This window comes from Niallia yueguangensis (assembly GCF_052663115.1).
This window is the reverse complement of sequence record NZ_JBQTCX010000037.1, coordinates 18,440-31,069: the sequence shown is the minus strand read 5'-3', so window position 1 is coordinate 31,069 and position 12,630 is coordinate 18,440. Positions and strand designations below refer to the sequence as shown.

Genomic DNA, 12,630 nt, shown 5'->3' with positions numbered 1-12,630 from the left:
GTCACCCTATAGTTGAAGAAGGAAATTCCTCTTTTAGTTACAGAATAGGTTCGTACTGTTCGTTAATCCTCCTTTTCCCCTCACATTTTAGATCTAATAAGACCCAAAAATCATCCTGGGTTGCTCCTCTTATTGTTTTCTGGATACTTCCATTTCCTTTTTTAACTCTCGTACTTGTTGTCGTAAATATAAATTATCTCTTGGTAATTGCTTTATAGGAACAAGTCTTTCATCTTTAAGAAGTTGACTCAATCTTTGCTTACTTATATCTAATAATTCTCTTGTTTCTTGAACGTTTTATTTAATCAACACCATGTAAACACTTGTGTTTAAAGGACATTATCTCATCAACCGCTTCAAGATAGCCACCGGCTTCTTTTAGAGTTTTCCCAACTTTACAACTATTTTCTTTAAATTTTGGTTTGTTTAATACTATATTAACTGTATTTCTTAAATCCTCTTTAGTTAATGTTTCCCTATCTAAACTTAACCCTGCTCCCAATTCTTCAATTCTTTTTGCAACAATCGGCTGATCACCAAATGCAGGGATAACGACTAACGGCACACCATAATACAATCCTTCACTTGAACTGTTCATACCTCCATGAGTCACAAAAATATCTGCTATTTGTAATACTTCTAATTGAGGAACATAATTAAATACATGGAAATTAGAAGGTATATCTTTCAATTGACTGATATCTGTTTGTTTACCAACGGATAGTATCACGTCAGCGTCACAATCTTTAAAAGCTTTAAAACATGTTTCATACAACTTAGGCTGTTGATTAAACACTGTGCCCATTGAAATAAATATAACTTTATTATCCTGTTTTTTAAAATTAAGGTGATCTACATCTTTCCTAGGAACGATTGAAGGTCCAACAAACTTATAAGTTTGATTAAAATTATTTGCATTTGGTTGGTAGTATTTTGAGGTAAATACAATATTCAAGTCTCCTGGTTGATGCATAAAGTCTACAATCCCCCCTAAATGTAGACCATACTCCTCATTTAAAGCATTTAAGCTTTTTAAAAAATCTTGGTATATTTCACTCTTTTGCATTTCTTCGCTTTGATTTATTGCTTTTGTAAACATACTCTCCTCGAATGCAAATGTTGTACAAGATGTAATAGCAGGTATTTTAAGTGAGTTGGCAACTATTTTCCCGACTATAAAATTAATATCATAAATGATATAGTCATAGCCTTCACCTTTAACTTCATCAATTATTTTATTTGCAATTGATCCAGCCTTATTCGCTAATTTATTTAAGGTTATCAAACTGTATCCATAATTCATAATACTTTTTGCTACATCATTCGAATTAAAAAACTTATCAAAAGATCTAAACTTAGCACCTGTCTTTTCGATTTTATACTGGTAATCTTCAATGCAGTAATAAGTAACTTCTTCTCCTCTTTTCATGAGTTCTTCAACAATAGCTAAAGTTGGGTTCACATGGCCTTCTCCAGGAAATGTTATTATTAGAACCTTTGACAAACTTATCACTCCTTCTCTAGATATAAAAACATGTCTATAGACACATTAATTATCATCCCAGATAAAACAAATGTCAATTTTTAACAACAACTCCTCATAAATATTTACAATCTATTATTCTTAGTTTTTTATATACATCGTTTAAGGAGCTAGTTTTGGAAATTTTCGTTAATGTTCATTTCCTTCAGAATTCCTAATAATAATTAATATAATGAATTCTTGTAAATAGCCGAAATTCGAGCTTGGCGCATATATGATACAATTACTGTGAACGATCTGAGGTTTTCCTTCCGATCGCTCACTCAGAAAAAAGAGATGTCCATGGTGTTCGAGTCGCTGTCCGAAATTTTTTATTACTCCGCCATATTATTAATCGAGTCTTGCGGACTGTATACCGAAATGTGGTCCACTTTACCTGTTGATGATGGGATTATAAATTTAAGTTGGAATTGCTTATTCACTGTGTATACGTAAATGTTGTCATTGCGATTTTTTAATAGTTTTGTTGGTTTACCTAATGTATTGACTACTTGATCATAAGTAATGGTTTGAAGCTTCGGATTATATGAGCGTATATCAAAAATGAGTGAGCCTTTATTAAATCCTACCGTAACCTTTTGTTTAGAATAGGTAGCATATAATCCCTTTGCTACTGCATCCGTCCTATCTGGATTTCCCCATGCCTTTTCCACATCGTCGTCAATTAGATCATAATGGGCACGGAAAGGACAATTAGGAACCTGGCCGTTCTTCGCCAGTTCATACAAATGTTTAATGAACTCTGTTTTGGCTGATTGCGTTGATGATATGCTGCCATTTCCCTTCTGTTCTGATTGATCGGACCCATTACCTTGTCGATCATTATTGCTTTGGGAGGGAGCTGGATTATTTGATGAGCTTGATTCATTTGTAGTCTGTGACTCTTGCTGCTCGTGACTCGCAGCTGAAGATTCACTGCTCTTACTATGGCTACTGCATGCTGCCAACATACCAAAAATAAGGACAGTGACAGCAGTAAATTTGCAACCCTTCTTAAAACCAGACATCATTTTTAAAACAACTCCCATCTTAAATTAACAATTTTAGTTTGACTATACCTGGTACACCCATCACTTATAAAATCTGCCGAAAAAAAGAGGCCCTTAAAAAGGATTAGTGATACGCTTATACGGATTTTCATAGTCACTGCGGCTAATAGCACCTGATATGACATAAGATTTTCGGACTCTTTGGTCCATTTTTCATTTATTTCTTATAAGTGAATATTGATTCCTTACCGAATATGTAATCCTTTTATTTTCCTTAACCATATCGGTACTTCTAACTGATAATTTTTTTATAGTTTCAAAGAAAATTTTGGGGTATGACCGAATGAGTTCCCCCATAACATTTTTTGGATTAAGTTAATAAAAAATCATATGTCAAAATACCAAAAATATACAGGTGGATCTTAAAAATAAAAAAGCCACATGTTCATCAATCATTGTTGATTCTGCTCTTTTTAGATACTTGTAAATCGTAGTCTTCAATTAGCATAACTAAACCAATCAGACTTTTATATAAATTATCTATCTTTATTTTTAATTCACACTAGTTTTTTTTGCTTTCATATTCTTTTCAACCTCGATACTATCGTCTAGTTTATACAAATCAACATATGCTTCTTTTTCTTCTATCTTCTCTAATTCGTAATGGACATCATCTACAAACGATAGTAACGGTAAGCGAGGGTTTTCACTTTCACTTACCGGCCCTTTTAACGATGCACTCGTTTATGCTTTTTCCAAGATTTTTGTGGAAGGTTTCGCTTATACTGAAACCAAATATCAAGATAAGAATCTTTAGAGTCAAGCTCCTTATACCCCATGCTGAACATAAAACTTTAATTGATAGCGTAAAGCTGCAAATCATCTTACTCGACATTTTATTTGAGGATCTAAGAAAATAAACTTTTTATTTTCTTCCACAATGAAGTTCTGATATTTTTGATTTTTCATAAAATAAAATCATCACTTTAGACAATATATGGTAAAATGGTTGTATATTATTGTTTTTTGTTATTAAAAAAGTACAAAAGAGGGTGTATCTATGTTAAAAAATTCAATAAGATTTATTGCACTGTCTATACTATTGTTATCTTTTTGGGAGAGTAGTGCTTTATCCGTTTTTGCATCAACATATACGGATGATGTAACAGCACCAGATGCGCCACAAGTGAATGAGTTAACAGATCAAGATACAGTTGTCACGGGAACTGCTGAACCTAATTCAGTTATTAATGTTAAATACGGTACGTTAATATTAGGAACAGGTACTACAAATGAGGACGGAACATTTACGGTTTCCATTCCAAAGCAGTCACAGAGAGGAAGGGTTGAAGTTACGGCTACGGATGCTGCTGGAAACGAGAGTGAAGCAACAGTAGTTTATATAGTAGATGTAACAGCCCCACTAGCTCCCTATGTTAATGTGGTAACAGATAATTCCACAATGTTAACAGGGTCAGCAGAAGCATATTCTACTATTACTGTAAAAAATGGATTAACTGTCATCGGAACTGGTACAGCATCGACAAAATGGTCATTCTATGTTTATATTCCTAAACAAATAGCAGGAACAAAACTTCAAGTAACAGCAACTGATCGTGTAGGTCATACAAGTGAAGCTACAGAGGTAACTGTAACATCATCGACTCAATAGAGTCCCCTACATTTAATCCCTTATAGTATATAACCTGAAATAAATTCCGTTTTCAGCTTCATTTTAAAGTAATATACATTAGTTGTTGCCTATATTATAGTGGTGGTTACATGTAAAAAACGCCCTTCACTAGAAAGACGCTTTTGCTAAGTTCACCAGCCAAGAGGAGGATCATATAATTTTCCGCCTCTTGGGTCTGTATATCCTCCCTTAGGCATAATGGTGAGTGATCCATCCCCTTTAGACCAGTCACCTATAAATAAAACCATCAATTTTCCCTCTAAAACTGCGAAAGAAAAAAATTCCTACCTTATAACATGATAATGTGAAACATAATTTTTCGGGCAATGCCAGCAATTACCTATTCACTACATCACCCGCTTAAACATCTTCTCCATTTCATAAGAAGAATAATGCACAATAATCGGTCTGCCGTGTGGGCATGTAAACGGATCTGTTGTTGTGCGCAATTCGTCGAGCAAACTTTGGATTTCGTCGTTGCGAAGATGGCGGTTTGCTTTGATGGAGCCTTTGCAGCTCATCATAATCGCTGCTTCTTCGCGCAGTGCTTTGATGTCGACTTTTTTCATGGAGAGTACTTGTTCAATCATGTCTTCGATTGTTTCTTTTTCTTCTCCTTTTGGAAACCATTGTGGGTGGGAACGGATTAAATAGCTGTGAATCCCAAATGGTTCTAAAAAGACGCCGACTTTTTCCAACTCTTGTTTATGTTCTTCGATTTTCATCCATTCATCTAATGAGTATTCAAGGGTAAGCGGGATCAACAATTCTTGCAGATCATTATGCACTTCTCCTACTTTCTCTCGAAAAAATTCATATTTAATCCGCTCTTGGGCAGCATGCTGATCAACAATATACAATCCTTTTTCATTTTGCGCAAAAATGTACGTGCCATGCATTTGGCCAATTGGATAAAGAGGTGGGACCCGATTTTCCGTTTCGACATCTTGTAAAACTTCTTCTTCCCACTCTTCCTCTACTTCCATTTTTGTTGGAGTTTCTTCATTTTCTTGAAAAAGAACATCCATTTTTTCCATTAACCATTCTTCTCTACGTTCTGGCAGCTTTTCTTCTCGAATAAATTGTGGTTCAGGCTCTCTTTTTGGCTCCTCAATAGGCAATTTTTCTTCTGGCATATTAAAGGATGAACTAATTGCCGCTTCTTTTACCGTATCAAATGAAAGGAAAGTTTGTTCATCTTTTGGTCCTTTTGCTTTTTCCTTCATAAATCCTGATGGAATCAATTCTTTTTTCTTAAAAGCTGCTTTAATGCTTGTACTAACTAATTCATTCAGTTCTTGTTCTTTACTAAAACGGACTTCCATTTTCGACGGATGGACATTTACATCCACTAAGATTGGATCCATTTCCACATTTAACAGCACAATTGGAAATCTGCCAATTGGCAGTAGTGTATGGAACCCTTCTTGGATGCTGCGCACTAATGAATAATTTTTAATAAAGCGTCCATTAATCATCGTCGAAATATAATTTCTTGAAGCTCTTGTAATTTCCGGCAGCGCCATATAACCAGATAGTTTAAAATCTAAAGAGCTTCCTGTTATCGGAACCATTTTTTTGGCAATATTTAGTCCGTAAATGCTTGCGAGTACTTGTCTGACATCCCCGTTTCCATTTGTATGCAGAACTTTCCGGTCATTATGCACTAAACGAAATGAAATCTCTGGATGGGATAAGGCTAAGCGGTTGACGATATCCGTTATATTTCCAAGCTCTGTATGAATCGATTTCATATATTTTAGGCGAGCTGGTGTATTAAAAAATAAATCCTGAACGGTTATTTCTGTTCCTTTTCTGCTCGGAGCCTTTTCCTGCTTGATCAAGTTTCCGCCTTCTAATTCAACAAACGTTCCTGCTTCTCCAGTTGATGTTGTCATAAAAATACGGGAAACCGATGCAATACTCGGCAATGCTTCCCCCCTAAACCCAAGGGTCCGAATGCGAAAAAGATCATTTTCATCTTTAATTTTGCTTGTTGCATGGCGTTTAAAGGCGGTCAATACGTCCTCTTCGTCGATTCCCGCTCCATTGTCAATAATGCGGATGCTAGCAAGTCCTGCCTCTTCTAAAAATATTTCAATCGTCGTACTGCCTGCATCGATGCTGTTTTCCACTAATTCTTTTACAACCGAGGCTGGCCGTTCGACAACTTCCCCTGCAGCAATTTTATTCGATAATGCATCATCAAGCTGAAATATTTTTGCCATCTGTATCCCCTTCTTTTTTCGTAAAACTTTCGTGCGATTTTAAACAAATACGGGCGGGTTTGGTTTTCGCCCGTATTTTTATAAGATAAGAAAGTATAAATTTTCTGAAGTCTGACGGGTGTCTAGCTTCGAAGTATAGGATGTACAAGTGCCGGTGTTGCCACAGGACGTGGCGCATTTAGCCGGCCAGCGCCTAGCCCTTGTGAAAAATAACCCTTTGCCTCTGAAAGTAAAAAGCACTTTCTGAGTCAAACGAACATTTTTCTTCAGGGCTGTTCAAGACGCTTCCTCTTTTCTTATTAATCATTCTTGATTTTTTTATGCAGCTCATACAGCGTATTTAATGCTTGCATTGGCGTCAATTCTAAAATATCCAATGATTTCAGCTTACTAATTAACTGCTTCTCTTTTGTAGTGACAGATTTAGCCGTTTTCTTTTCTTCTTCAAAAAAGGATAGCTGTGCTTCATTAATTTTTTCTGTTTTTACCGGTTCTGCTTCCGGTTTTGCGTTTTCGATAGTCTGTGTACCATCTTTTTGTTCAAAAGCGTCTAATAATGTTTGAGCGCGATCGATCAGCGCTGCTGGCAATTCGGCTAGTTGAGCCACATGGATCCCGTAGCTTTTATCTGCTGCACCTTCTTTTATTTTATGAAGAAACACGAGTTTGCCATTTTGTTCCATCGCACTAACATGGACGTTGCGTAATGCCGCCAGCTCATTTTCCAATACGGTCAGCTCGTGGTAATGGGTCGAAAATAATGTTTTCGCTCCAACAACATGATGAATATGTTCGATAATCGCCTGTGCCAACGCCATGCCATCATAAGTGCTTGTCCCGCGGCCAATTTCATCAAATAAAATTAAACTGTTTTTCGTTGCATGCAAAAGAGCATTTTTAGCTTCGAGCATTTCTACCATAAACGTACTTTGGCCTGAAATCAAATCATCGGCTGCGCCAATCCTTGTAAATACTTGATCAAATAAAGGAAGCACGGCATTTTCCGCCGGTACAAAACAGCCAATCTGAGCCATAATGCTTGTCAGCGCTACTTGCCTCATATATGTACTTTTCCCTGACATATTCGGCCCGGTAATTAACAGCAATTCTCTTTCTTGATGCATGTCGCAATCATTTGGCACATAGTTTTGGGCATCCATTACCTTTTCGACAACCGGATGACGGCCATTGTTAATGGAAAGAACGCGCTCGGTAGAAAAGTCTGGTTTCACGTAACGGCGCTCTTCACTAACCGTCGCAAAACATTGCAATACATCTAGTTCACTTACTTTTTTCGCCAACGTTTGCAGTCTTGGAATATACTCTTTCACCGTTTCTCGAATCGTCGTAAATAGTTCGTATTCGAGTCCGACGATTTTTTCTTCTGCTTCTAGTATAAGACTTTCTTTTTCCTTTAACTCCGGTGTGATGTATCGTTCTGCATTTGCCAATGTTTGTTTGCGTTCATACTGGCCTTCTGCTAATAAATGAACATTTGCCCTTGTTACTTCAATATAGTAGCCAAACACGCGGTTATAACCGATTTTTAATGATTTAATCCCCGTTTTTTCCCGCTCTTGTTTTTCTAATTGGGCAATCCATGTTTTTCCGTTGCGGCTTGCATCTTTGTACTTGTCGAGTTCTTCATCATAGCTATCTAAAATAATATTGCCTTCTTTTATCGACAATGGCGGGTTTTCTACAATAGAACGTTCTAATAAGTCAGTTACTTCTTCACAAGCATCCAGCTGTTCGGCAAGCTTTTGTGCTTCCTCTGTCTTAAAAGCAGCAACAAGCTGTTGAATCAGCGGAACTTGCTGTAAGGAACGTTTCAGTTGCACTAAATCTCTGGCATTTACATTTCCAAATGCGACTCTGCCGGCCAACCGTTCCAAATCATAGACTTCTTTTAACTTTTCTCGTAATTCCAATCGTTCAAAATAATGGCTTATCATTGTTTGGACTAGCTGCTGCCGATAGACGATTTCATCTTTATTTAATAACGGGCGATCAATCCATTGTTTTAATAACCTTCCGCCCATTGCCGTTTTTGTTTCATCCAACAGCCACAAAAGCGACCCTTTTTTCCCTTTTGAACGAATTGTTTCCGTTAATTCTAAATTTCGTTTTGAAAAATAGTCAATCTTCATATATTGATCGATTACATAACTTGATACCGGCTGAAGATGATCAAGGCTTCTTTTTTGCGTACGGTATAAATAATGAAACAAACGGGATGCTGTTTTTCTTAAGTGATCGTCTGCCACTTCTGCAAGCAACATTTTATACGCATCTACATCTTCTGTTTCATTTTCATAGGAAATCGTTAATACCGCACGTTCTTGCAGGCGCTTTTTTTTCGCTTCTGGAAAATTACTGCTTACAATAACTTCTTTTGCACCGGAAAGAGACAACTCATTTAAGCAAGCATCAAATCCTGCTAAACTAGTGGCCTTACATTCTCCTGTTGAAAGATCGCTGTATGCAAATCCAAATGTATGTTCAGCAAATTCGGTAATTGTTGCAATATAATTATTTTCTTTATCAGAAAGGTTTCTTCCTTCCATCATCGTTCCTGGTGTAATAAGCTGAACAACTTCTCGCTTCACGACCCCTTTTGCCTGCTTTGGATCTTCTGTTTGTTCACAAATGGCCACCTTGTATCCACGATTGACAAGCTGTTCAATATAGTTGGGCGCAGAATGATGGGGAACTCCACACATCGGAATTCTTTCGGTTCCTCCGCCATCCCGGCTTGTTAATGTTATTTCTAATTCTTGAGAAGCTTGAATCGCATCCTCAAAAAACATTTCGTAAAAGTCTCCTAAACGGAAAAATAAAAAGGCATCCTGATAATCTGCCTTTACTCGTAAGTATTGTTGTATCATTGGCGTATACGTTGACATAAATTCCTCCATGCACTTGCACTCTTTTAAGCAAAATTCTATTTTTCTATTATAACATAAAGCATGTTAACTATCAGGGGGGAGCTTCATCCAGCATTCTAAAAAATAACATGGAATAGAAAAAAATCCTAGTATAAATAGATCGTTTATACTATAATAATCAGCTGTGAGAGTAAATTTAAGGAAAGAAAGGGGTAAATATGAAACGTCTGATCTCAATACTTTTGTCCGTATCGACCTTACTTGCTTTATCTTTTGTTACTACAAACAATGTAGAAGCAAAAACAAAAGTTTATAGTAATTGTAAAGAATTAAACAAAGATTATGCAGGTGGAGTTGCCAAATCATCTTCTGTCAAAAACAAAGGCGGCAAAACAAAATATAAACCATATGCATCAAAAGATCTATATAATGCAAATAAAAAAAGCGATCGCGATAAAGATGGCATTGCCTGCGAACGTTAATTTTTTATCACTATACTAACCGTACTTAACATATAAATTAACGGCAAAAAAAGAACTAGGAAAACTGCTCCTAGTTCTTACTCTTCTTCTCCTCCAACAATAAAGTCTGGATTCAAATCTTCAAATTCTTCGTCTTCTACATCATCGGACCAGTCATCATCGTCATCACTTAATTTTTTGTCTGCGTGAACTTCTACGCAAATCGTTGTTTCTCCAATTACTTCCACAATAAATTCTCTTTCTACATGAACAATAATTTTATTGCCATTTGGAGAAATTACTGCTTCAATGCAATTCGGCTGTTGAACAACACGGGCAATTACATCATGATCTTCTAAACTATCAGGATCACGATATTTTAATTTTACTACATCCGTGTATTCAACACGTTCTGTTACTACTTCTGTTCTTGTATTATCAGCATAAGAATACCAAACATTGATATCGTAGTAACCGCTTATTTCTACTTTTTTGCCAACCTTTTCCGCTTCATACGTATGGTTAATTATCCAGCACCCTAATATACTTGAAGGGCTGTGATCAGGGCAAATCGTATGATGGGACTTTGTAAATTTACGTCCTTTCGCCACAACTGCTTTTGTAATAATCTCTCTATATTCTCCCATTTTCGAGCGAAACCTCCTCATTCATATTTCATTTCATCCTATGCGTGATAAGAGACTAGTGTGCGATAATTTTTGGATAGCAGTTAAGTAAATCTTACGTCTAATTCATTGTATGAAAAGCACGGGCAAGTGTGCCGGTATACGATGTATTTTCTAGACTGCTGTCATAGAAATTACTTCCCTTCCCTTAACACGTCCCATGTCACTTAAAATAAGAGTCATTATCCCTTTTCTCATTTAAAGCATTAATAAGAAATCAGAAATTATATGAGAAAGAAAAAAATATGCGTTTGTATTGATTAATTAGCGGATACAGCTTGGTCTCAGTTTTATATACTGTACTATACGGTAAGGGGGTGAGGGAGTTGGCAGGTAATTTTAATATAAAAGATCAATTAGATTTTAAATTTAATGTAAATGGTAAAGAAGTTTCTGGTGAAGAAGCAAAAAAACATGCACAAGAATTGCTTAATAAGATGTCGGAAGAAATGGGCGGCATTATAAAAAAATTAGGAAAAAATGTGACAAACAAAGTAACAAGTAAAGTAGCAAGCAACGGTATTAATGCTGTAAAAGATAAAGTGCTTCCAAATAATCTAAATCTTGATTCCTTTAAAAACCTATTCGATCAAGAAAAATTAAATGAACTAAGAGAAAAGCTTCCAGTGATTGATGCATCAAATGATAATGGCGATATCAAAGTAAATGTAAACGGAAAACCTCTTTTCTCCTTAGATCTTTCTAATTTTAAAAAAAATTAATTCCGTGAAAGCTCTTATTTTGAAGGGAGGTGAGGTCAAATGTTATCTGGTTGCACATCTGAATCAAGAGGAAGTAAATCTTCTGATATAGAAAAAACAGAAGTACGTGCATTTACAAACGCTACACAAGGGAACGGTAACCTTGCTAACCAATTTTCTGCTGCTGGTGCTGCTGGTGGTGCTGCTGTAGGTGTAAACTTATTAAACTTCTTTATTGGTGGTATCCTTGTTAATGCTAATGTTGCTGGAGCTGCTACTGCTGTATCATTCAATGAAAATAATCCTGAATTGGTGAACGAAGCTTAATAATACACACAATATATAAGAATAATGAAATGGGCAATTTTCCTCCGTTGATTTTTCCATAATGGACGGTCTGATTGCCCTCTTTCCTATATATATATACATAGAGAGGAGTGAACTCATGAAAGAAGAAAAAAATATCGGGTTAACTGCAGATAAGTTAAAAAGCTTAGGCGTGCCAGAAGAGTTAATTGACAAAATCCTTGAGTCGGGTGCACCGTCTGTCAACACCCATGCAGAAGGTGGAAATGGGGGAAGCGCTGTCAGTTTAACATATGTGGATAATTATTCTACCCTTTTCCTTGTTTACACTTTCCTTCTTCATACCATTAACAACGGCAATAATAAAGACAAGGAAACAAAACTATTAAATAAGTCATTGCTCTCTGCTTTAGAAACTGCGATGAAGGAGCAAAAAGAATATCGGAAAGCGTTTTTGCAGGCTGTTAATATCCTTAATAAAAAATAAGAAAAGCGGAAGCGCCTTGCTCATCGCCGTACGGACTGGAGGCAATGTCATCAACTTAAGATTCCATAAAATGTTATTAGATTAAACCGTCATAAAATTGTTGTATTAAAACCAACAAATCACTTGACTTTTTAAGAGCACCACAATAATCGATTTGGATATCTTTTTTTTGGGTATATCAACGATGTGTGGTGATTTTTTTATGGGGAAAAGTAAATTTTTAGAGGCAGTAGAAGTAACCAAAAACGTGCTACCTGATTTTATTTTTATGTGTGAATCTCGTTCAAAGCCAACCTATTTTACACGACAAGGAAAAAATAAGTTGGCTTTTATCAGCACTATCCTTTTTATGCTGAATTTTGTAAAAAAGAGTTTTCAGATAGAGCTAGATGACTATTTTAAGCTTATTGGTAAAGAAGGGAAATGTATTAGTAAACAAGGATTTTCTGAAGCGCGTAAGAAAATTAAGCCGGAAGCTTTTATTAAACTATTTGATACCATCGTGGATTGGTATTACAAGAAAAAGGAATGGAGGACATTTATGGGATATCGAATCTTCGCTATTGATGCTTCCATACTTGAAATCAATAATTCCTAAAGATTAAAGGATGCCTTCGGGGTTGCGAAAGGCAAGTCCATAGAACTTGC

General features: G+C 36.1%; 11 protein-coding genes. 6 read left to right on the top strand and 5 right to left on the bottom strand.

The features are described from left to right. Positions 1-301: 301 nt before the first annotated feature. Positions 302-1,504 carry a macrolide family glycosyltransferase gene (locus ACTYA4_RS21330; protein ID WP_443481538.1) on the bottom strand — a complete coding sequence of 401 codons (1,203 nt, stop codon included), beginning with the start codon at positions 1,502-1,504 and terminating at the stop codon, positions 302-304. A gap of 353 nt (positions 1,505-1,857) precedes the next feature. After that, on the bottom strand, positions 1,858-2,553 hold the full coding sequence (locus ACTYA4_RS21325) for a YjgB family protein (protein WP_443481537.1): 696 nt from the start codon (positions 2,551-2,553) through the stop codon (positions 1,858-1,860). Between the two features lie 1,039 nt (positions 2,554-3,592). On the opposite strand from ACTYA4_RS21325, the gene ACTYA4_RS21320 reads away from it, so the two are divergent. Then, the gene (locus ACTYA4_RS21320) at positions 3,593-4,204 is read left to right on the top strand and encodes an Ig-like domain-containing protein (RefSeq protein ID WP_443481536.1); all 612 of its coding nucleotides are present in this window, start codon (positions 3,593-3,595) and stop codon (positions 4,202-4,204) included. A gap of 368 nt (positions 4,205-4,572) precedes the next feature. Here ACTYA4_RS21320 and mutL read toward each other — a convergent pair whose 3' ends face one another. Continuing rightward, the gene (gene mutL, locus ACTYA4_RS21315; RefSeq protein WP_443481535.1) at positions 4,573-6,453 is read right to left on the bottom strand and encodes a DNA mismatch repair endonuclease MutL; all 1,881 of its coding nucleotides are present in this window, start codon (positions 6,451-6,453) and stop codon (positions 4,573-4,575) included. A 299-nt stretch (positions 6,454-6,752) separates the two neighbouring features. Beyond that, positions 6,753-9,359 carry a DNA mismatch repair protein MutS gene (gene mutS, locus ACTYA4_RS21310; RefSeq protein WP_443481534.1) on the bottom strand — a complete coding sequence of 869 codons (2,607 nt, stop codon included), beginning with the start codon at positions 9,357-9,359 and terminating at the stop codon, positions 6,753-6,755. 200 nt (positions 9,360-9,559) lie between these two features. On the opposite strand from mutS, the gene ACTYA4_RS21305 reads away from it, so the two are divergent. Beyond that, complete coding sequence (locus ACTYA4_RS21305; protein WP_443481533.1) at positions 9,560-9,823, top strand: excalibur calcium-binding domain-containing protein; 264 nt, start codon at positions 9,560-9,562, stop codon at positions 9,821-9,823. Positions 9,824-9,900: 77 nt separating this feature from the next. Here ACTYA4_RS21305 and cotE read toward each other — a convergent pair whose 3' ends face one another. Further along, positions 9,901-10,449, bottom strand: coding sequence for an outer spore coat protein CotE (gene cotE / locus ACTYA4_RS21300; RefSeq protein ID WP_443481532.1), 549 nt, complete (start codon positions 10,447-10,449; stop codon positions 9,901-9,903). A gap of 365 nt (positions 10,450-10,814) precedes the next feature. Between cotE and ACTYA4_RS21295 the strand changes: the two genes are divergently transcribed. The 4 genes from ACTYA4_RS21295 (at position 10,815) to ACTYA4_RS21280 (ending at position 12,580) form a co-directional block, all read left to right on the top strand. Beyond that, positions 10,815-11,210, top strand: coding sequence for a hypothetical protein (locus ACTYA4_RS21295; protein WP_443481531.1), 396 nt, complete (start codon positions 10,815-10,817; stop codon positions 11,208-11,210). 39 nt (positions 11,211-11,249) lie between these two features. After that, positions 11,250-11,516, top strand: coding sequence for a hypothetical protein (locus ACTYA4_RS21290; protein ID WP_443481530.1), 267 nt, complete (start codon positions 11,250-11,252; stop codon positions 11,514-11,516). Between the two features lie 118 nt (positions 11,517-11,634). Beyond that, positions 11,635-11,982 carry a hypothetical protein gene (locus ACTYA4_RS21285; protein WP_443481529.1) on the top strand — a complete coding sequence of 116 codons (348 nt, stop codon included), beginning with the start codon at positions 11,635-11,637 and terminating at the stop codon, positions 11,980-11,982. Positions 11,983-12,184: 202 nt separating this feature from the next. Next, positions 12,185-12,580: a hypothetical protein gene (locus tag ACTYA4_RS21280; RefSeq protein WP_443481528.1), complete on the top strand. Its 396-nt coding sequence runs from the start codon at positions 12,185-12,187 to the stop codon at positions 12,578-12,580. Positions 12,581-12,630: the final 50 nt, after the last annotated feature.

Excerpts from the sequence above, each read along its gene's own strand:
- ACTYA4_RS21285 (WP_443481529.1), top strand. The coding sequence starts at position 11,635 with ATGAAAGAAGAAAAAAATATCGGGTTAACTGCAGATAAGTTAAAAAGC.
- cotE (WP_443481532.1), bottom strand. The coding sequence starts at position 10,449 with ATGGGAGAATATAGAGAGATTATTACAAAAGCAGTTGTGGCGAAAGGA.
- ACTYA4_RS21280 (WP_443481528.1), top strand. The coding sequence starts at position 12,185 with ATGGGGAAAAGTAAATTTTTAGAGGCAGTAGAAGTAACCAAAAACGTG.
- ACTYA4_RS21325 (WP_443481537.1), bottom strand. The coding sequence starts at position 2,553 with ATGATGTCTGGTTTTAAGAAGGGTTGCAAATTTACTGCTGTCACTGTC.
- ACTYA4_RS21305 (WP_443481533.1), top strand. The coding sequence starts at position 9,560 with ATGAAACGTCTGATCTCAATACTTTTGTCCGTATCGACCTTACTTGCT.
- mutS (WP_443481534.1), bottom strand. The coding sequence starts at position 9,359 with ATGTCAACGTATACGCCAATGATACAACAATACTTACGAGTAAAGGCA.
- ACTYA4_RS21320 (WP_443481536.1), top strand. The coding sequence starts at position 3,593 with ATGTTAAAAAATTCAATAAGATTTATTGCACTGTCTATACTATTGTTA.
- ACTYA4_RS21290 (WP_443481530.1), top strand. The coding sequence starts at position 11,250 with ATGTTATCTGGTTGCACATCTGAATCAAGAGGAAGTAAATCTTCTGAT.
- mutL (WP_443481535.1), bottom strand. The coding sequence starts at position 6,453 with ATGGCAAAAATATTTCAGCTTGATGATGCATTATCGAATAAAATTGCT.